The sequence below is a fragment of the Dysgonomonas sp. BGC7 genome (assembly GCF_001261735.1).
Lineage (GTDB): Bacteria > Bacteroidota > Bacteroidia > Bacteroidales > Dysgonomonadaceae > Dysgonomonas.
In genome coordinates, this window is the sequence record NZ_CVRP01000013.1 from 211,067 (window position 1) to 232,744 (window position 21,678).

The 21,678-nt window shown below is 37.8% G+C and carries 17 protein-coding genes; 8 read left to right on the top strand and 9 right to left on the bottom strand.

What is annotated here, in order from left to right; all coding sequences use genetic code 11:
* Position 1: 1 nt before the first annotated feature.
* The 4 genes from BGC7_RS13140 (at position 2) to BGC7_RS18330 (ending at position 4,325) form a co-directional block, all read left to right on the top strand.
* Positions 2 to 1,681: a VPA1262 family N-terminal domain-containing protein gene (locus tag BGC7_RS13140; RefSeq protein ID WP_050702054.1), complete on the top strand. Its 1,680-nt coding sequence runs from the start codon at positions 2 to 4 to the stop codon at positions 1,679 to 1,681.
* Positions 1,663 to 3,099, top strand: a complete 1,437-nt coding sequence (locus BGC7_RS13145) for a hypothetical protein (RefSeq protein WP_050702055.1) — start codon at positions 1,663 to 1,665, stop codon at positions 3,097 to 3,099. The genes BGC7_RS13140 and BGC7_RS13145 overlap by 19 nt, the downstream gene beginning before the upstream one ends.
* Positions 3,100 to 3,632: 533 nt before the next feature.
* On the top strand, positions 3,633 to 3,803 hold the full coding sequence (locus BGC7_RS17920) for an Arm DNA-binding domain-containing protein (protein WP_185112978.1): 171 nt from the start codon (positions 3,633 to 3,635) through the stop codon (positions 3,801 to 3,803).
* Positions 3,804 to 3,995: 192 nt separating this feature from the next.
* Positions 3,996 to 4,325, top strand: a complete 330-nt coding sequence (locus BGC7_RS18330) for a phage integrase SAM-like domain-containing protein (protein ID WP_369799097.1) — start codon at positions 3,996 to 3,998, stop codon at positions 4,323 to 4,325.
* Positions 4,326 to 4,664: 339 nt separating this feature from the next.
* Here BGC7_RS18330 and BGC7_RS13150 read toward each other — a convergent pair whose 3' ends face one another.
* The 8 genes from BGC7_RS13150 to BGC7_RS13185 all read right to left on the bottom strand — a co-directional run bounded on the left by BGC7_RS13150 (position 4,665) and on the right by BGC7_RS13185 (position 14,109).
* A complete protein-coding gene (locus tag BGC7_RS13150) occupies positions 4,665 to 6,134 on the bottom strand; it encodes a fimbrillin family protein (RefSeq protein WP_082206729.1) in 1,470 nt (489 codons plus the stop codon).
* 2 nt (positions 6,135 to 6,136) lie between these two features.
* Positions 6,137 to 7,009 (bottom strand): fimbrillin family protein, encoded by an 873-nt coding sequence (locus BGC7_RS13155; protein ID WP_050702057.1) that lies wholly within the window; start codon positions 7,007 to 7,009, stop codon positions 6,137 to 6,139.
* 44 nt (positions 7,010 to 7,053) lie between these two features.
* The gene (locus BGC7_RS13160) at positions 7,054 to 7,905 is read right to left on the bottom strand and encodes a fimbrillin family protein (protein WP_050702058.1); all 852 of its coding nucleotides are present in this window, start codon (positions 7,903 to 7,905) and stop codon (positions 7,054 to 7,056) included.
* Positions 7,906 to 7,943: 38 nt separating this feature from the next.
* The gene (locus tag BGC7_RS13165) at positions 7,944 to 9,332 is read right to left on the bottom strand and encodes a fimbrillin family protein (RefSeq protein ID WP_157258724.1); all 1,389 of its coding nucleotides are present in this window, start codon (positions 9,330 to 9,332) and stop codon (positions 7,944 to 7,946) included.
* Between the two features lie 19 nt (positions 9,333 to 9,351).
* Complete coding sequence (locus BGC7_RS13170) at positions 9,352 to 10,179, bottom strand: FimB/Mfa2 family fimbrial subunit (RefSeq protein ID WP_050702060.1); 828 nt, start codon at positions 10,177 to 10,179, stop codon at positions 9,352 to 9,354.
* Between the two features lie 21 nt (positions 10,180 to 10,200).
* Positions 10,201 to 10,770 (bottom strand): DUF3575 domain-containing protein, encoded by a 570-nt coding sequence (locus BGC7_RS13175; RefSeq protein ID WP_082206731.1) that lies wholly within the window; start codon positions 10,768 to 10,770, stop codon positions 10,201 to 10,203.
* Positions 10,771 to 11,003: 233 nt separating this feature from the next.
* Entirely contained in the window at positions 11,004 to 12,776 is a 1,773-nt protein-coding gene (locus BGC7_RS13180; protein WP_157258725.1) for a helix-turn-helix domain-containing protein, read from the bottom strand.
* A 724-nt stretch (positions 12,777 to 13,500) separates the two neighbouring features.
* The gene (locus BGC7_RS13185; protein WP_050702063.1) at positions 13,501 to 14,109 is read right to left on the bottom strand and encodes an RNA polymerase sigma factor; all 609 of its coding nucleotides are present in this window, start codon (positions 14,107 to 14,109) and stop codon (positions 13,501 to 13,503) included.
* Between the two features lie 379 nt (positions 14,110 to 14,488).
* Between BGC7_RS13185 and BGC7_RS13190 the strand changes: the two genes are divergently transcribed.
* From BGC7_RS13190 to BGC7_RS17925, 4 genes are all read left to right on the top strand, one after another.
* On the top strand, positions 14,489 to 15,502 hold the full coding sequence (locus BGC7_RS13190) for a FecR family protein (RefSeq protein ID WP_050702064.1): 1,014 nt from the start codon (positions 14,489 to 14,491) through the stop codon (positions 15,500 to 15,502).
* 248 nt (positions 15,503 to 15,750) lie between these two features.
* Complete coding sequence (locus BGC7_RS13195; protein ID WP_082206733.1) at positions 15,751 to 19,002, top strand: TonB-dependent receptor domain-containing protein; 3,252 nt, start codon at positions 15,751 to 15,753, stop codon at positions 19,000 to 19,002.
* A 22-nt stretch (positions 19,003 to 19,024) separates the two neighbouring features.
* A complete protein-coding gene (locus tag BGC7_RS13200; RefSeq protein ID WP_050702065.1) occupies positions 19,025 to 20,050 on the top strand; it encodes a hypothetical protein in 1,026 nt (341 codons plus the stop codon).
* A 596-nt stretch (positions 20,051 to 20,646) separates the two neighbouring features.
* The gene (locus BGC7_RS17925) at positions 20,647 to 20,844 is read left to right on the top strand and encodes a hypothetical protein (protein WP_157258726.1); all 198 of its coding nucleotides are present in this window, start codon (positions 20,647 to 20,649) and stop codon (positions 20,842 to 20,844) included.
* A 28-nt stretch (positions 20,845 to 20,872) separates the two neighbouring features.
* Here BGC7_RS17925 and BGC7_RS13205 read toward each other — a convergent pair whose 3' ends face one another.
* The gene (locus tag BGC7_RS13205) at positions 20,873 to 21,508 is read right to left on the bottom strand and encodes an RNA polymerase sigma factor (RefSeq protein WP_157258727.1); all 636 of its coding nucleotides are present in this window, start codon (positions 21,506 to 21,508) and stop codon (positions 20,873 to 20,875) included.
* Positions 21,509 to 21,678 lie beyond the last annotated feature (170 nt).

The following is a 21,678-nucleotide window of genomic DNA, read 5'->3' on the forward strand; positions in this document are numbered from 1 at the left end:
TATGGAAGATTTTGACTTATTGTCTACAAGAGGAAATATTGCGTTCTATAATAGTTGTGAAATCACTGAGTTATTTCTGGTGAAGAAAACAAAGGTTGATAGTTGTTCAAAAAATGAGATTATTAATTTTTTTACAATCTGTGTATTGGAAGAAAGCAGCTTAATTGTAAAAAAAGAAAGCTTCCTTACTCCTCAGTTACTTTCAATAGACAAAGAATACTCTTTAGGAATCAAACAATATAGGGTATCCATAGATGAAGTGAAAGATATTTATTTTCACCTCGTCAATAATAAAAAATGGTATTCAAATCATTCGGATGCGATAAATATCTCTTCTATTCTAAAGAGTTTGACCAAACAATATATTCCTTCACAAGAAGGGAATAGGCTCAATGCATGTCTAAAAAATAATTTTCATAGTGGTGGTTCTTATATATTAGAAATCTTTGATGAAGAAAAGAAAATGTTAAGATCATTACTTGATCAATCATTCTTGACAAAGTATAATGAGTTGTGTGGTAAGATACGAGAAATAATTCCAATAGATTTATCAATTTTAAGAGACAGAATAGGGAATTATATATTCCAATTCCCTATAACAGCATTAGACATTGATGCAACAGCATTAAAGGATTGGAATGGAGTTGAATTAAATTTTGCTTGGCATTCTCAATTTACGGATAAGGACATACTTATACAAGTTGAATCAACATATGACAATAACTACATGGGAGCTACAATAGAGGATTATAATAATTCAGACAAACAATCTATTGATATTGGAAATCTAGATCAAATAAATCATATTAAGATATGGCGGAAAAGACCGAGCCTAATAATAGCTCATTTTTCTGGGACTTTCATAAAATCATTCGACTTTAGTATTGGAATAATCAATCATGAACCTCGTATATTTGAGATTGAAGGGGCACAGCAGATAATTAATGTGTCTTCAAGAGATAAAAAAAAGAAAGACAAACAAGTTTTTTATACAGACCAAATTAACAGCAATCTGTATGAAAAAGAAAAGAATGAACTAGAAAAAAAATTGTCCTTTAAACAATATCATAAGGTGGATAATAATATAGCTTTAGAAGATATAAGAAAGTTGATAAAGCAATCTGATAAAAATGGGGTTTATCTTTGGGATCCATTTTTAAGATCAAATGATATCCTTAAAACATTATACTTTTCCGAGACTTCAGGTGTAGAGTTACGGGCTATTGGTGCCATAAATAGTACAACTAATTTAGTTTACAATGATAAATCGGCTTCAAGAGTAAGTGGAGAAGGTTTCAAATCTTTTTTTACTTGTTTGAAATCAATATTCTTGAAAAAAGAAAAGAAACAAGACAGAGGTAATGTAAATGCAAAGTCAATTATTAATAAAGAAAGACAAATTCTAGATAATTCGAATAATAACAATTTGGGACTAAATTTAGAGTTTAGGATGCAATATGAGAATTGTGGATGGAAATTTCATGATCGCTTTTTAATTTTCCCAGGAGACAAACTGAATAAGCCTAGAGTTTATGCTCTCGGAACTTCGATTAATTCTTTCGGTAAAGAGCATAACATATTACAAATCGTTGCTCATCCTCAGCCTGTAATTGATTCATTTAATGATTTATGGAATTCACTTGACAAAGATGAATGTATTGTATGGAAGCACAAGAAATAAAAGAGAAGGCTTTAGCCTTAAGTCACTCTTCAGAAACTTCAAGTGAGTTATTTTCGCTTTTAGAAGAATTGGAAGCAATAGAATTGGAAAACTTTTTACAAAAAGATGATTATGTTAAAAATATAGATCATTCTATACGTCAATTATGTGTATCATCCATATATGATTCTGAAAGATTGGCAGAATTAATAGCTACAATGAGAGTTTTTTTAGTCAAAGGACTTGATGAATCTAATATGAAAGCAGTTCTATCCTTTCTAAGTATAAATTGCTATCTTAATATTGAGTTAAATAAATTAATGCCTAGCCATATAACACAGGAACAAATAGACAACAACTCTAGTCTAATTGTAAGGCTACTAAGCACGATAAAGGTTGAAACTAGAATAGAAGGAAAATCATATTTTGAAGAGAATTTATTAGCAAAACATCTTGATGGACTTAAAACAGAGAATCTAAATGATGTATATGATTTTGTAGAAGCGCTAGAGAGAGGGGGAAAAGGTTTTCATTTTAATTACCTATTAGAAAATCTGATTTATTTTCTTTACGAACTGGATTACAGCAAGTTTATTGAAGTATTAAATTCATTACCAAATACTCAATATATCGTGTTTTATTTACAATCCTTTGATATTGATGGACTACTTAGATTATCTGATGATGCAAAAATTGATAATAAATGGGTGAATTTTGAGATTGTTCGTAATATATCTGAAAAAGAGAACAATATTGATTTGGAACTTTATTCGATGCAAATAAAAAGTTTATTGGAAAGAATATATGAAACAGATAAAGGTTTTTTCAGACAAGTTATTAAATATTTACATAGAAGTAATATATTGAGTTTGGGGTTAGGACTATTTCTTAGTTCACTTCCTGAAAATTCTATTAAAGCTATTTTAGATGACTTTATTGATCTGAACACAAATAACTTTTTTATTGACCAAAGAACACAAATACTAGATATTTTTAAAGAAAAATCTTCTGTGGAGAATTTCAAGTTATTTGTGGAGATAGTATATTTAAAATGGAAACTATATTTTGAAAATCAATATAGAGAACAAGAACTTTATCTACTAGACTTTTTATTAACGGATTACGCTAATTATGTTGTAGCCTACTATTATTATCAACCAGTCGAAGTAATTGAAGATCAAATGCAATATTTTCTAAATAACATTATGAATATTGATTCTATCTGGTGTAAAGACATATCAAAGATGAAAACTAATATAGTATTAAATTTATCTCACTTTTATCTATTAAGTTTTGCATATAAAGCAAACTCTATTAGCTCTAAAAAAATAGAAGAGCTGTATACAAAGATAAAAAACGATGAGATTTTAAAACAACGCTTCTTTCAGATAAAGGATGGAAGTGCTTATTGGCAAAAAATGGATAGTAATATCTTATGAAACTACTCTATTTAATAACAGTCTATTATAAATATATAACGTGAAAGAATCTATGTTGCCTAAAGACTTAACTTAGTTGTTGATTACTTATGCCTTTTGCATTTATTTTCTTACCTTTACCTCAAAGTTCTTAGAAAAACAGCCAAAAGCAAGGCACTGCAAAGCGTTCATTTTTTACGCTACCAAAGTGTTGCCTGTATGTTTTAGATAGTTTTGTAAAAGCAAGATATACAAACGAATAGAGGGACAGTTCGAGTCCCTTCATCCGCACTAGGCCGAAAGGCAAAACAAAGCAAATCCTTGAAAATCAATTGGTTTTCAAGGATTTTTTTATTCCCTGAATTTTGGTCAAAAAGCAAAAAAATGCACTTTAAAGCAGGTTTGCCGTTACCTAAACGTTACCTATTTTTAAAAATAAAAAACAGGCTACAGTTTGGTAACGTGAACAGTTTTATTTCACTGTATTACAACGTTTTCAGTAGTTGTTCTAAGGGCTTAAAAATATAACTTTATAACCAAAAATTTTTAAGATTATGGAACAAAAAATGAGTAAAAAGAAAAACACGTTTTTTCTATCGTGTTATTTGGAAAAATCAAATGCTGTAAAAACAGAGGAAGCTCCTATTTATCTACGAATTACAGTAAACAAACAGATTGCAGCAGTTAGTCTACAGGGAACAGTCTCACCTAATTTATGGGATTAGGCAAAAGAAAGATCAAGGGCTAAGGACAAATTTGCAATCGAATTAAACAATTACATTAATTCGGCAAAGGCAAAAATCACCACCATGTACCGAGAATTGGAGCTAGATGGCAAACACATTACTGCCCAGCTTCTCAAAGATATGTACCTCGGAAATCATTAAGATGAAGAGAAAGGAAAAACTTTGGTAGAAGTGCATTCCGATCATAATGAACGATGTCGAAAACTTCTCGGTGTAGAATATTCACAATCTACTATTTATAAATTCGACCCCTCTCTGAAATATCTGAAAGAATTTATGTCAATAGAAATGAGTATTGAGGGCACTCCATTAAAAGAGATTAACGAATATTTCATTCGTAAATATGAACTCTACCTTAAAACAGAGAAGGGTTGTGCGAACAATTCAGCAATCAAGCATTTAAAAATTTTAAGAAAATTATTCGTATTGCTCTGGTCAATGACTGGTTGCAGAAAGACCCTTTCACTCCTATCAAGTTTAGACAAGACGAAGTATACGTAGAATTTCGAACGATGTACGAGCTGAATACTTTAATGGAGAAAGAAATGCCATGTAAGCGATTAGAACAAGTGCGAGATGTATTTGTGTTTTGTGCTTTTACTGGTCTAGCATTCGTAAATGTTAAGAGCCTGAAAGCGGAACATATTATTCATGGGAATAAGGACGAGATGTGGATTCGTAAACCTTGTATTAAAACAAATAATATGCGCAATATTCCATTACTAAGAGTCCCACGAGAATTATTACAGAAATATAATACTGATAAAGGTTGTGAATTACGAGAGCAAGTTCTACCAATAAGACTGCCTGCCGGACAAACAGGCAAGCAGCCTATGTTTATTAAAAAGCTAAAACACAACGCGCGCTATTGCTGCCAAAGCTCTTATTGCCGTAGAACGTACTGCCAGCACCGAAAGAGACACCCCACGTGCTGGTGCTGTCACCCTCCGACGAAGACCAGTAATAATAGTCGCCTAAATCGTCACCCCCGGCGGCATTCAACCTATCGTTGAAGTCGCTTCTATTCGTATTATAAGCACTGTACAGAACGGACAACTCATCCATGGCCGGCAAATACCATACACCGTCAACAATACCACTATTCATGGTTTGGTATATCCAGTTGAAAATGAAATAGTCGGTCGTAAAATTCGTTGCGTCTTTACGTGCTGCTATCAGGCTGCGAGTGGCTGTTTTCCCGTCTGTGGTGCTGCGGATACCTGTTACGTCTACACGTTCATCTTTGCCATATACTCCCCAGCGTCCTGTTGTTTCTTTCAGCCCTACCACTTTACCGTGCTTTCCGCTGCTTGCGGGGTCGAGCCAATAGACGATGCCTTTTATTTTGACTTTTTCTACCGGATTGCTCAGATCTACATTCGGGTCGGGATAGTAATCGCCTACTCGGTAGGTATATGCTGCAACAATACCGCCATTATCATCGACTGTACCATTTGTCCAATCCATTACCGTATACGTTGCTTGCAGTTCGGTACCTTGTAGCGTAATCCGGAAATCGTAACTTTTGCCGGACTCTAAAACCAAAGGCAATGTCGGTTTGTAATAATAATCGTTGTTATCTGCCACTACTTTAATCAGGCGAGTACCACTTGCAATAGTCTGTGGCACAACAATAGTTCCGTTTGCATGGGGAATAACGTTTGTTGCTATGCCTTTTGCCACACCTATAATTCCCGTTGTGCGGTCAAACTCTGCTGTGGGCAATACATTCATAATATTTACCCCCACCGTTGCCCCTCCTGTGAGAGGGGGAGCACCATCTCCTGCAATTAAACTGCAGGTGATACGTGACAGCTTGTGCTTAAATGGCAGACTGTGAGCCGTACTTTGACGGGTATAGCTTGTCTCTGTACTATACAGCAGGTCGCTGGCATTGTAACCGGCATCGGTGCTCTGGTTGGATTCGATACTGAAATCGAACAAATCGGCAGTATCACTACTATATGGATAGTAGCCAGATATCTTCACACTCCGTCCACTCGATGGATAGTAAGGCTGCGAACCGCCCTGTAAATTCAATCCACCCGAAGCATTCACTTTGTAATGCAGATTGGAACCTATCGAGGCATTCGTTCCGCCATCCTCATTGATATAAACTCCTGCTTCCATGCCCGATAACAGGGGTTGATTGTCGGTTATAGTTGATTTCACTTGCAGGCCATCTACAGTCTGTGCTGAAAGGAGGATAGGAAGATCTCCCCCTATTCCTTCCTCTGTGTCATTGCTGCACGAGATACACCAACCGGCCAACAAGCACATCAGACCAATATAAAGAATAATTTGCTTCATATTTAATCCATTTCGGCTGTCACTTGTTTTCCAACAGGCTGCCAAGGGGTAACACTGGTAGACATACTTATTCCTGTGAGGTTTACTGTAATTGCATAGTTATACTGTTGCCTCGGAGCGAAATTAACGCCACCTGTAGGAACAGTGTGGTAAAGAGTTCCCCCTGAAGCCAATGTAACTTCTATCAGTTTTGTGCCTGCCGCTATAGTCTGGGGAACTATAATTGCTCCGCCTGCGTTGGGCGTAATTGCTGTTACCGTACCTTTTGCAGCACTTACTGTTCCGGCAATACGGTCAAATTCAACAGTGGGCAAAGTGTTGATTATTTTCACAGTCGCACCGGATAGATCGGGAGAACCGCTTCCCGCCACAAGTGTATAGGTGATTTTAGTCAATAAATGATCGAAGGTTAGCGTATGAGCGGTCTTTTGGCGGGCATAATTCGCCTCTGCACTGTACAACAGGTCACTGTTGTAATAGTTGGCATTGACGCTTTGGTCGGCTGTCACACTGAAATCAAAGACATCGGCCAAGCCGCTGTTGTACGGATGGTAGCCGGATATCTTCACCCCGCTTCCGGTTTCGGGATAATACTGCGTAGTTCCCGTCAGCCCTCCACTGCCATTCGCTGTATGGGCAAGATTTGGCATATAGGTAACGGCCGGCGTTAAGGCATCCTCGCTGATATACAAACCTATTTGCTGTCCCGAAGCGATCTGATCGTCCGGAGCTGCTTTAGTCATTCGTAAATCGGCAGAAGCTGTGGTCAGGTGTATTTCGCCGTTCCAATTGTCTGCGGGTTCTTCGTTGTCGTTGCTGCATGCTGCAAATAATACTGCAGATAATGTTAATGCACTTAATAGTTTTGTTTTCATACTTTTTTTGAGTTTATAATTATTCTGTATTCTATTTTACACGATCAATTTGCTATTCCATTATTATCTTTTAAATCTTCCGTCCACTTGATTATTTCCGCAGGGCTGACAGTAATTCCGCCTTGCGAGAGGGTCAGGGTATAGTTGTATTGTTCGCCTGTTCTAAATTTCTGTTCAACGGGCAAAATGTATTCAAAGCTACGTGCTCCTATAGTAGCCTCGAATAAAGCCGTGCCTGCCGATACCGTTTGCGGAATCACAATGGCTTTATACTTATTCGTCCCATCGCCATTGGGTGTTATAGCCTGTATATTATTCGGGGTCATCAATACTCCAGAGAGGGTGATGGTAGCTGTAGTGTTCGCTCCGGTTATCTGTATCGTGGCGTTTGACAATTCAGCAGCGTTAACTCCGTCTCCTGTCACAAGTGTCAGGTTAATCCTGCTCAGGTGATGCTTAAAAGTCAGCGAGATATTGTTACGATTGGCAAATGTGAAAGTTTCGGATGCTGCATACAGAAAATCACTTGCCGTATAGTTGCTATTGAGGCTCTGATCTGTTTTTACTGACACACTGGTAAGAGAGCCTGTCTGATAGGGAGCGTATGCATAGATGCTGATGTTGCCTGTGGAGCCCCAATAGCCTTGTTTTTGGGGAGTTAGTCTGCCTGACGTACCTGTATATTTTGCATTGTTATAGGATATTCCTCCCGAAACAAATACCCCGACATCGCCGATGTCTGAAACCGATCCGGGGATAGGAGCACTGGCTCCCTCTACCTGTGCAGACAGCATCAACGGATATTCTTCCGACAGAAAGTTTTCCTCTGACGAGCAGCCCCACAGCAGGGGTAATACCGCTAACCAAAGGAAGTGTTTTATTATTTTTGTTTTCATTGTTTTCTATTTTATGATCGATTTTTTTGAATAAGTCATTAAAAATTCATAATTGCACGGAGACGTAAAATATTCCCCTTGTGATATCCTAGCTGTAAGTTCGTACCAAAATTGAAAGCACTTGCATGCGTAGCGCTGGCCTCCGAAGAAGACCAATACCACGTATCGCTTAAATTTTCGCCTCCTATAAAAGTCAAACCCATATTAACGATATCCTTAACATTATATAGATCTTGCAATTCGTTTTTAGCAGGCAGATACCATACCCCTTTAGCTATAGAGCTGTTATATTCTTCATTCACAGGACTCTTAGCATGTATCCATGCGAAAGCAGGATAATCGGAGAAAGTGGAACCAATATTAAATATCGCTTTCATATTTATCAATCCATTCGTCCCATCTGTTGCATTGGTTGTTCCATCCTCGTTAGCCCATTTAATAGCATTACCTTCATCCAGACTTAGTACTTTCCCATTCTTTCTTGCATTGCTTGTTGCATATACAATGCCTACCGGTGTACCCTTATAGGGGTAAATATCTCCTATACTATATGGATGATCCGGGTCTAACTGGTAATCGAGTGTTACCTTATAAGTCGAGGCTTTCCCCCGTTGTAGGAGTGTCGGCGAGTTAATGGTATATTCCATATCGATCACATTGCCTTCTAGTGCCTGACCGAAAGCAAATAGTTCGCCTGGATCGATTATCTGCGACGGTATCAGCGCTCGGAATACCCAACTGCCATCGGTGGTAGGTACACGGTACATGGTGATATCTGTGGAAGGAGCAGAAGTGTCTACCAGAATAGTGCTACCTACAGTGTTGCGCTTTACATTTTTCAATATTACTTTAAAGCCATCCGTTCCTTCCCTGAAAGCAGGCACAGGAGCGACCCTGTCTACAGTTACCTGTATCATTGCCATCATGTGGTCAAAAGATAAACTTACCAAATTATTACTTTGTCCAGAAGCAGTAGCTCTTAGGTGATCGTGCCTATTGTAGTTGGTTGCCGTGCTTTGGTCGGCTTTCACCTCGAAACACAACTCTTCTTTTGTTGTATTGTGATCTCCCTGATAAGGGTAATAGGCTTCAAAATCGAGTCTTTTACCATCCATCGGATAATAAATTTTATCGGCATTGGTTGCAGCTACCCAATAGCCGCCTACACGCATCAGTTTTACGTTTTGGGCAACAACATCTGCTGTTCCTGCTTTCAGAGCAAAGACTCCGATTTCGTCTCCGTCTTCAAAGACCGTATTGAATGCAATATCGGTCGTTGCACGAGTCGAAGGGGCAAAAGCGATATCAAACTGTACTTCGCTACCCGGTTTCACTTCCGGCTGTATATTTGTGTCCTCGTCACTGCTGCATCCTACCAGTGATAGCAAAGCCAAGATTACTAAGAGGTTTCTTATTGTTTGTTTCATATATTGTATAATTTTAGTTTTATTCTGCAACAACAGACTCATCGACTCTTACCCAATCGGTAACACTGGTGACGAAACCAAGTTCTGTTAGTGTTTCTTTCATATCACCTTGTAGCGAAAGCGGTGTTATCTTATCCGTATTGAATTTGGCTATGATGGCAGACAAGTCACTGTCTAGAGTTATATCAGTAGGCGATCCCCCTTCAAATGTGACCGTTCCGGTAAGTATTTGCTGCGTACCTGTAATACCTAACAATCGAACAGTTGCCTGCCATGTACCGTTATCTTGCTTAGTAAAGGTTAAAGGTACATTCATCGCATTTCCGACAGGTTTGTTTGCTTTAAAGTCCCATGTTCCGGCAATTCCCGACAGGATGGCACTGATACCTGTTATCCGCTCTATTGTACCCCCTTCAGGCTTTAGTGTTATAGTCAACTGTCTTACCTGCTGTTGCATTGTAGCAGTAATGGTTTCTTCTTTGAAATCTGCATATATGGCTTGAGTAGTAGCAGTGAACAGCCATCCGGGAAGCGGATCGATCTGATTATTAGTAGTAGCTACCGTAACGGTTGTGCCTGCAATGCTTGTCTTATCAGGCGTGTTGTAAATATAAATGGGATAAGTCCCTGTATTCAGTTCGGGCAATAAGTTTGTAGGTTGTGTATAGTTCAACGTCTGGTTGTTCACTATCACCGAATAGCTTGTCGGCTCTTCGATGCCAGTCGTGCGTTTGCTCCAATCGGCAACGAGTGTGATTTTTCCTTTCAAGGGGTCTTCGAGGTCTACGATAGTGCAGGATGTCATTGCAGCTATTGCCAGTAGTAAAAGTATCTTGCTTAGTTTCATTTTTCGGTTCTTTAGCTGTTATCAATTTATTTTCCACACAAAGGTCATCGATAAGCCTGTTGGCCCCCAGTATCCGTTGGAAGTTTTCTTTCCGTCACGGTAGTCTACACCATTTATACGTTGGTATTCTTCTTTATCATAGAGATGCAGGTAACCTAACGAGAATCCTAAATCGACCATCAGGTTTTTGGCTGCATAGAACTGGTGCCCGAGGGTAAGTCCGCCACCCATGTATTTGCCCTGATTGCCCGTTAGGTTGTATTCGCCCATGGTGTATTGTACACCGATGTAATTGTACTTGGCTTCACCTAAGTAATAGCGAGCCTGAGGAGCTACGTTCCACATCCTCCAGTATTTGTTTGGGGTATTGAGGATCCAATGTGCCCAGCCGCCATCCAGAATAAGCCCAATATGGTCAGAGGTTTTATATTCCAAGCCCACATTTGGCGTAAGCATCAACCAGGGAACTACGTTTGTCCGTAAACTGATACTACCTTTTGGTGTGTATGTAGGCAATGATTCCGTGTTGCTTTGTCCGTAGGAATACAGGGATAAAGCAAACAACAGAATAAAGAGTGTGCGATGTTTCATCTTATTCTTTATTTTGTTTATATTGTTGTATATTTATATCTTGAAGGCTATGAAAATAGCCTGAACTTATTTTAGTATCAGAATGAGAATTGTAAGGTGATATGTTAAAATGTATCGTAAAGTTAGAAGAAAAACTTAAAAAGAAATCAGCCAAAAGTAAGTTTTATTCCCCTTTTCCTGATTCCTGACATACTTTTTTTAATCTATTGATTAACAAATGGATATAGTAGGTGTTAATCCTTAAATCCTGACATATTTTTTCTGGTTTTCTTGAATTGAGAAGGAGAAATACCTGTCATTTTGCGGAATGATTCATAGAAAGAAGTGCGATTGCTAAAACCTACCTGTATACCGATATCATCGACAGACGATAATGTATTCGCAGGATCGGAAAGAAGACGAATAGCCTCTTTTACCCGGTATTCATTGATGTAGGTATTGAAATTTTTACCCGTGGCGCTATTGATTGCTTTGGAAAGATATTTACGGTTGATGCCTAAATGTTCTGATAACATTTCAAGGTTAAAACCGGGCGAAACATATTGTTTTTGCCCGACGACAAAAGAGAATATTCGTGACATAACGGCAAGGTCTTCTTTAGATACATTGTCCGAGGGATTGTCTATACCTACCGTATAAAGTTTATCTATATTATTATTTTTATCGTTGATCTGATTGAGGACGAATGTGCTCCCGACACTTATCGAGTTTGCCCACTCTTGATTCTTTCTAACCAACGTTCTGTAAGCTGCTTGTGTACGGCGATAAAGTACTACAATAACAGATAGGGCTGCTACCGATACTACAAATACAATAGATATAATAAGTATGGCTTTACGTTGTGTTTCAGCTTCTGCTTTCCTTGTTTCTATTTCGTTTTCTGCTATGTTCTGCTTTGCCTGAGTGATATATTGGGAGTTACATAATTTGTCTTCTGCTTTGTAAATATTTATTAGAGAATCATTATACTCCTGTGATTTATCTATATCTCCTTGTTTGGCACTGTATTTTGCCAAAATAGTATATGCTTGCTTTAAACGTTTATTCCTGTTATATTTATCTTTCTGTGCATAGTAAAGAACACTGTCTGCTAACATCGCTATTTGCGAAGATTCTTCCATCCCGAAATAGGAAAAACATTGGCAGGCATACATTCCTGCGACATGTCCATAATCGTCCCCCTTTTTCAAAAATGGAAGTACCTCCAAATCCAATACTAAGGATTTGTCGTATTCTCCTTTTAGCATGGCATTACATGCCAGATGTGATAAAGCGATGGCATTGTATACCGGTCGATTAAGTACTATATCTTTACTCTTCAGCGTAGATTGAAAATAATAGTCGGAATTATCCATCCGATTTACATTGGCATAACAAATACCGATAATTTTACGTGCATCCAGATTAGCACAATCGGTAAAAGAGCGTGGTGGATTGTCTGTGATAGCATGCTTAAGCAATTCTATGCTTTTGTCAAAGTCATTGAAAAGATAATAGGCTTCTCCTAATTTGAGATAAGCAGCTCTTTTATCGGGATATTCTTTCTCTGAAACAAGGGAGAGCTTCCTTTCGAGCAATATAGCCGTTTCAAAGGCTTTTGTATAGCTGGGTGTCTGCGACCAGAAAGCAACATTGAATGCCTGCAAAAGCGATTCAAGTTCCATGTTAATATATCCTTTCTTTGCTGCTTGCAGGAACAGAAAATAGAATTCGTTAACTTTCAGGTTCGTTTGATCGTATGTTGTGTCGGGTAGATTTATTATCTCTTTGTAATGATGGTTCAGCTCCTTGTTGTCTGAATATGTTTTCTTGACATGGGGTATATTGTTATAATCCTTCAATGCTTTTTGATAGGCAGTGACTTGTTCAGAAGTAAGTGTTCGGCGATACAACTCCAGTTCGGGGTAAGATGCTTTTTCCTGAGGTATAGCGGAAGCGAGTGTCTGCTGTAAAAGAAGAGCAAACAATAAAAATACGTGTTTCCGATAATTTTTAAGCAATAGCATATGGGCTTTTATTTTCACAAGATATTGTCTATCAATGTTTCCTGACAAAAATAATATTTTTTAGAGAATATTTGCTGCAATATTTTAACAAAAAAGAAGAAAATACAAAAAGAGACACTTATTGCTTTTGATTTATTTTTTATATTTGTACAAAGGTTATTCGGCAAGATGTAAACCCACGTAAAAGCCTGTCACAAGAACCGTCACGAACTCGTTACTTCTTCTAAAACCACTCTTTGTAATCAATTGATGAAGAGTTTATAACCCTAATAAAACTGCTATTTGAAAGAAATTGCTAATATCTGTGGTATTCAGAAGAGCATCAGCTGCCATTGCTCAAGGCATATATATCCTTGTTACTTCCTGAAAAACAGATTTTTACAATATTATTTTCCACAACAGGTAACGATTTAGAAACAAACCAAATATTTTCGGCTATCCATTTATGAATCAATCATTTGGATTGGCTATGATTCGAAACAGGTAACGGATAAGTAACGAGGTAACTTCATCAATTTGCTCCACTTTAAGCAGGCTGATTAGCTTGCTACAAAACTAAATTAAATTATTCATATCTACAAGCCTTTCTTAAAACGCTATGACTCGCTTTCTGTCTCTTCTGATAGTAATTAACCGAAATTGGAACAATAGATAAATATATTTCTTCTTTTACTTTACGAAGAAATGATTTTATATAGAGAAAATAAATCTATATAGATATACTCTAAAAGATATGTCCTATGAAGAGCCATACAATGATGGAAACTGCTGCATAGATTGAACGCAGTCTACTATTAACGATTACACTAATCGAACTGATCTTGTTTCGAACTGTTCCCTCACTCAAAGAGTATCGTAAAGCAATTTCTGAAACAGACAAATTAATTTTATCGTAGAGGTGGAAGAGTGTTCTGTCTTTTGGGGGTAATGTGTTCAGAATACTCACTCTCAATCTTTGAAACTCTTCTATATAGATGTGTTCTTCCACGAGGTTAGATGATATAGTGGACTGATCATGCAATTTTTCAAGAAGAGCATTATCCAGACTGACTGTATCCCATTTTCTTTTTTTATAGAAATCATACACATCGCAAGTGTACACTGTATGTAGAAAACGAGCAGCAGAACCCTGTTCGTCTGTTTTTATCTTTGGCATGTTATTAAAAACGTAAAGCCAAAAATCCTGAAGAAGATCTTCGGCATCTTCCCTACATCTGAACATCTTTAAAGATTTCTTCCACAAGACGAGGTGATATCTTTTGAATAATCCTTCAAAAATAACTTCCTTACCGTTCTCGGAAAAACCATTCAGCAATTGTTTGTCGGTTTTCATATGCTAGTATTTTAAACCGGAACAAAATTACATAATAGAACCAATGAAAGTATTACAATAATATTAAGTTTCGAATAAAGAAAAGTACCTAATTAGAAGAAGGCTTCTCTGTTTATTCATATTTGTAACTTTCATTTCTACAGAGTTTACCTATTTAGAAAAATTCGTAATGTATATAGGAGATCAACGTCTTTTATAATAGAAAATTTAAAAATAAGTCCATTTTTACATGCTATAAAAATCTGTATATCAGAAAATTAAAATATTCATGAAAAATAATTCAAAAAAAAGTCTCTTTTTATCGTGAAAAACTTCTGTGAGATTCGATAATATATATAGAGGGGGATGAAAAATATTCTCACATAAAAAAAGAATCTATATGAAGAAAGAAGATAAACAACTCCAATCTTTAACCCGGGAAGAACGAAGGAAAGCAGATGCGTTACAAAAACTGATGCGGCGTTATAAAGCTGGGGATAAACTGACAGTAGAAGAATTGCAGTTACTTGATCAGGTGGTGATTCCCGATGAAGGTACCGATTACGACACTATAGATTCGGAGTCAGTCGGGCAACGTATTCTCAACAGTGTATATACGAATACGTCGAGTAATAAGGGCAAGAAAAAATCGTCTGGATTCTTTAAACAACCAATTCCCCGTACATACCAGTATGGTGTAGCAGCAGCTTTTTTCGTCCTGATTGGAGTCTGGTTATTTTTGAAATTCCAAACCACAATGACCTCTCATAGTGTTGAACTCACCGCCCTACATGAAGTCGAAAAATACACTTTACCGGATGGTAGTACAGTTTATCTGAACCGAGGCAGCCAACTTTCATATGATGAGAAATTGTTTGATGCCACTCGTCGTGAGATTCACCTTACGGGGGAAGCTTTTTTCGAGGTTACCAAGAATCCCGAAAAGCCGTTTATTGTCTATGGTGGAGAGACAATGACTACGGTACGTGGCACATCATTCAATGTAAAAGCATATACAGGTGTACGTAAGAATGTTATTTCAGTACGTGAAGGTTGTGTGGAAGTTGCCACAACCGAACACAAAAAGCTTGCAACCCTAACCCGTAATCTACAGATGACATGGGACATCGAAACACAGACTTACCGTCAGGATAGTATCGACTGGCGAGATGCAGCGGCATGGAAAGACGGCAAATTGTTGGTATTCAACAGTGCGGGTCTGGATGAAATCAAGTTGAAAATCGAACAATGTTATGGTACTTCTGTATCAATCGACGGTCTGCCTAATTTTATTATCAATTTTCATGGATCGTATCCTGCTGACGATGGAGGTATGACATTACTGCAGGAATTGAATGATATCTATGGACTACATAGTAAAAAGCATGCAGGTAAAATAGAATTTTATCGGTAGGACATAATAGAATATAGATTCAAAAGACAATCACTATAAATCAAATTATTTATTCTGTAAAAACAACAGGTATATGGACAGTACATAAAGGAGTCAATATAAAAGGGAAAGCGCCCTGCTGGAACAGGACGCTAAAGTAAAGCAAAGAGTCATGCTGACCAGGTCTATCCACGGCTCAATGCTACCCTGTAAAACAGGATCATTTACAGACCAACAAGACAATTAATCCATAAATATTTTGTAAAGGTATGCAAAAATTAGCATTATTATTTAGTTCAAAACAATTATTAGAACAGGACAAAAGGTGGATACTACTTTTAAATATCTGTATAACAATCTTTTTGTTATCCGCATTGCCAGCCACGGCACAACAGTCGAGATTTCCTCAGGAGAATCTTCTGAAACGTATTCAACGGATAGAGCAATTAAAACAAGTCAAGGTAGCATTCGAGGAGGATATGGTAAAAGCATTTACCTCCCCGTCACTTGATCCGGCAGGTAAAAACACAGATGAATTAATTATCCAGAGCCTTCATTCATCCGAACTGTCATATATTAAATACAATGACACTCGATATGCAATAGTACAGAAGAAGAAGGAAGCCTCAGTTTCTCAGTCCACTTCACAAGGAAAGAAAGATACAGGCAAAGGCTCCCTATCCGGTACAGTCCTTGATGAGAAAGGACAGCCTGTTATCGGGGCAACCGTAGTAGTGAAAGGAACAACTACGGGCACAGCTACCGATGTAGATGGTAAATACACTTTGCCGTATATTCCGGCTGGAACAACAACGATCCAGATCAGCTTTATGTCGTATGAAACCCTACAAGTAAACGATGTAAAGATAGTGGCAGGTAAAATCACCCCTCTGGACGTGGTTCTGAAAGAAGCCACACAGCAGCTGGGCGAAGTGGTAATAACAGCGGCCTACGGACAAGCCTCTGCAAATGGACTATATGCCAAACAAAAAAACATGGTGGCCATGAGCGACGGAGTAAGTTCCGATATGATCAAAAAGACCAGTGATAATAATGTTGCACAAGTATTGAAACGAGTTTCCGGAGTAACGATCGATAATGGCAAATATGTAATTGTACGTGGTCTAGGAGAAAGATACAACAATGTTCAACTAAACGGTAGTTCTTTACCCAGCACAGAACCTAACCGCCGTAATTTTTCTTTTGATATTATCCCTACAGCGTTGATAGACAACGTAACTATCTCCAAAACCTTTACGCCTGATTTGCCAGGAGAATTTACAGGGGGACTGGTAGAAGTCAATACGCTGTCTGTACCCCAAGAACCGCTTATTTCCGTTAGTTTGGGAACAGGGTTCAATACGATCAGCACAGGTAAGGAGTTCCGTAGTAACAAACGCTTTGATAGCGATTACCTGTTTGGAAATAGCCGCGACTGGTATGATAAAGAGTGGAAATCGGACATCAGCAATGGCATATTTATACAGGAGGGTAAAAGGATTGGCTACGATCAGCTAACAGATGATCAAAGAAAAACACTGAATCAAATGGATGCACGTGTACCTAATTATTGGGGACTACGAAACTTTAAGGGAGCACCTACCCAAAGTTATGCGATCACAGCAGGACTACCATTTGACTTAGGCAATAACAATAAATTAGGGATGATCGCATCACTGACCTATCGTCATGAAGAGAATACGGAGGATTTGCAACGGGCAACTTATATGGGGAGTGCTATAGATACCCTTATTACCGGAAAACGATACAAGTTTATCACCACAACGGGTGCTGTTGCCAATATAGGATGGGAACGTCCGGGGCATAAAATCACCTGGCGCAACCTGTTCAATAATCGTTTTACCCACACGAACATGGAACGAGTTATCTGGAAACAGAGTGATATTCTTGCACATCAGATGGAACAATTCAGCAGTGTGCAAATCAACAGGCTTTGGCAGACGCAACTCTCCGGAGAACATCAATTACCGAAAGGCTTATTATTTTCATGGATGGCGGACTATTGTGAAATGTTACGCACGACGCCCGATGATCGTTTAGCTACAGGTGCTATTATGTCTGATCCTCGCCCTGTCGACGGTAATTACCTGATCAATTGGTTGTACCCATACGGATATAATTTTGCCGGCTTTCAGATGTATAGTCGATTGAAGGAAGAAAAGAAAAATATCGGTGGAAATCTCGAATATCCTTTTGTTGTAGAGGGCAATAAGCAAAAGTTAAAAGTGGGATACCTGGGTACATTCCGTAATGCAGATTTTAACCGGGAATATCTACAAACCGTAAAAACGACAGATGTAGGAAGGAATCCGTATGAAGATGGTCTGTCATTGGAGGAAACCTATGCTCCCGAACTTTATGCTGAAGGAAAACTGTATCTGCGAAATATTATGGGAAGTCTAAAAGACTATTATAAAGGAGACCAACAGGTGCATGCCGCTTATCTGATGGGTGATTTTACATTCCGGAAGAAACTGCATGTAACAGCAGGTGTACGGATGGAAGCGGGAAACATGGAAGCCCAATCCATGTACAGAGACAATGCCAGACAAATGGACGTTGATACTACCCTGGTCAATAAAAAAACGGATTGGCTGCCTGCCCTGACACTGATATACAATATTACCGATAACTTTAATGTCAGGGGAGCTTATAGTAAGACCATCGCCCGTCCTGACTTTCGTGAACTAGCCATCTCTACCTATTACAATGTGGAAGACCGGATTGAAGTGCGAAATGTTGCAGGAATAAAGCAAACTTATATAGACAATGCTGATCTCCGTTTCGAGTGGTATCTGCAGGCAGGTGAAGTTATTTCCATCAGCGGATTCTATAAACGTTTTAAAAACCCGGTAGAATTACTTACCGTTCAATCGCAGCAAGACCTCAGTTATTCCAGATATACCTTTAATTTACAAAGGGCTACAACCCTAGGCTTGGAGTTAAATCTGCGTAAGTCTTTTGGTTTTGTCTCTCCCGGCAGTTTTTTGAAAGATATTTACCTTACGGCTAATGCCACGATTCTGAAAGGAGATGTAAAATACAATACATCGAAATTAATGTATGAAGCTATCGGTCTGGAACCTCCCAAAGATGTAGAATTTGCCGAAGACCGGAACCGTCCTTTGCAGGGCTTGGTACCCTACGCTGTGAATGCAGGATTGGATTATTCGGGTAAGATTTTCGGTGCAGCCATTAGTTATGGAACAACAGGACGCAAACTGGTTTTGTCCGGCGAAGAAGAAAAAGACGATGAATACGAAGCTCCACGTAATGTTCTTGATCTTCAACTCTCGGTAAGACCTCTGAAGAACCTTGAAATTAAGGCCAATGCAAGCGACATATTGAATGAAACCTTTGTTGTGTATCGCAATACAAGCAGTAGCGATATTAATGTAGGTCAAACAGACGATATGAGTTATAATAAAGGAAAAGATCTGGTCATGGGACAATATAAAAAAGGAGTTACTTGTTCGTTCTCTGTCAACTATAAATTTTAAACTCACAAAAAATAGGATTAGAATGAAAAAAATATATTTATTCTGGACATGTTGCTTGGCTATGCTTTTATTAGCAGGATGTGATACAGATGGAGATGGTATTGATCAAAGTTTTACTTCATACTCACTAAAAGTGATTAGTCCGGTTCATTTCGATGATTTAAAAAATATAACAGCTACTATAGATGGCGAAAATATAACAAACGCCTTATTTAAAGGGCGTGATGAAAGAAAAGGTAGGTTAAAAGTCTCTTATTTGGACTACGCGCCGATTGAACAAGATGTTATTTTGCAACCTGGAACAACACTACAATTATTATTACAGCCCGGAAAAGTGATTGAATTATATGATGAGAAAAATTATATTTCCTTTACCGGTAGTTTCATTTTGAATGAAGGATATACGGCTAAACTCAACGGGCAAGAACTTGTACAGGGACTTAATTATATTCGTAACGAAAAAACACAAGGAGATTTAAAATTCTATAAGGAGGGCGAAGCAACTCCGATTGCAACAATTTCCGATATTAATTTAGCACAAGATACCAACTTAAATGTCATGCAGTTGTCTGACGAAGAGTTTATAAAAATTCCTGTTGATGATGAACCAGAACCCACATCCAATAAAATACTAAAGGCTCGCTTCTTGTATTTAGGAGATGAGGTTCTTAGTATGGATGAGTTACGGATAGATTTCTATATATTGAATCAATGGAGTTATGAATTTATTTCAAATCTGGTAGGCTCAATTACAATAGAAAAAGGCAAACTGTCTGAATACATCAAATTAGACACTTCTTTTAGAGAGCCTGATCTAAATGCTGGAGATTCAGAAGATTCGTATGGATACTCATTCTTATACGAAATTGTTGATCCTTCAACTGGAAATATACTTGTAGATCATAGTTCGTATTCAACTTACGTTGATTTGTCAGGGGAGATGACTGCTGATGGAGGGATGTCATGGACTTATAAGAAAGCTGCATTTATATTTAAGAGTAATGGTAATGAATGCATGCTGCAAAAAGGGTTAAGTACCTCTTGGTAAATAAATAGATTGAGAAGCCTATTTACTATCTAATATGAGTATTCATTGACTTATATATAGCCCTTGCCCATTTCAAGTGGTAGGGGCTGTTTCATTCAACAGGTTAGTTTTTGCATAGAATACATTATCGGAATATATCTTATTTATGCCGTATGTCTGGTATATTCCATTTTCCGAGCCTGGAAAGTCAATCCCGGAGATCAGGATCTTAGCTTTGGAAATCTAAAAAATTAAGACAAAAGAGAGAGACAGTAATCAAATAGCATGAAGGGAATCGAGAAAAAGAAACATGAACACTTGCTGCAATCTTTGGAAGAACTCCGCCTGCATACCTCTGATCCGGACAAAGGTCGGGAAGTGGAAGCCGAGATAGCAACATTAACGGAAATCTACGAACGCTATCTCATTTATACAAGGTGTAGAATCGCAAGCCGACCGCAACAACTCCCTCTACAGGGATATTCAACTGGCTACCTATAAAGAGCTCAGGAGAGTCAGACACAAACAAAAAAATAATAATATGGAATGAATCCGGGAAATGTTTTCCGGACACTTCTTTTACAGATTATTTAATACCAACAAAAAAATGAACACTTATGAGTCCATTAAACAATTCGAGGCTGTTCCACCTATTGGTGGAATCCTCGCAGCAACATGCCACTCCGGCTGTCTATGAACAAGCGTACAACGAATTTGTAGAACAACTCATTCTCTATTGCAAACAGGAGCTTAACCCTAGAAGGAGAGGCTTCCATTTAAGCAACCTTCTCATAGAAGAATTATTGGGTGCTTAATCTTTTCTATTAGAACGTAAAGATTTCATTAAAGAATCTTATCGGCGATAAATACAATATAGATAACCGAAGAAGAAACATCCCTGACAACCTGAAATGATTTGGTGTCCAGTCCCTCTTTTTCCATGATTTTTTTCAAAGTATCCATTGCTTGCTTCGATTTGTATTTGACCGTTCTCTCGTTTATATTCAATATTTCAGCCGTTTCCTTAATGGTATAACCATCCTTGTGGAGCATCATAAAGACCTCTCCCATTTTATTCGGGAGCCCTCTTAATATTTCATTGAGAACAGATTCAATCTCTTTGATGTCATATTCTTCCGCCACATGGGAATAAGACAATTCATTCTCTAATCTTTCAAAAGATATTTTGTCTGTATCCGATAAGGTTTTTACGTAAGATGACTTTAAAAAGTCAAGCATTCGGTAGGTAAAATGGTGAAGCAAAAATTTATTAGCTGAACCTTTTGTATCAGTTTTTATGACTTCGGGTGCCATCCAAATTGTTATCCAGAAATTCTGGGTGATTTCATCCGCCAACTCTAAATCACAGGTTCTTCGGAATGCCCATTCATACAACAGACGATAATATCTATTGTAAAATGCATTAAATGCAATTTCATCCTTCCGGGATATTGCTTCAATTAATTCTTTATCAGACATAGCCCATAGCGTCATTGCCTATTTTGAATTATAACTCTGCACAAAGATAAATCAATCATGTTACAGTACGGTTAAATACAAAAAAAGCACTGTTAAACATCACTAAAGATTTTTTTTAGAAAAATGAAAATATTTCCATCAGTGTAATATCATGATAATTAGCAGAATCT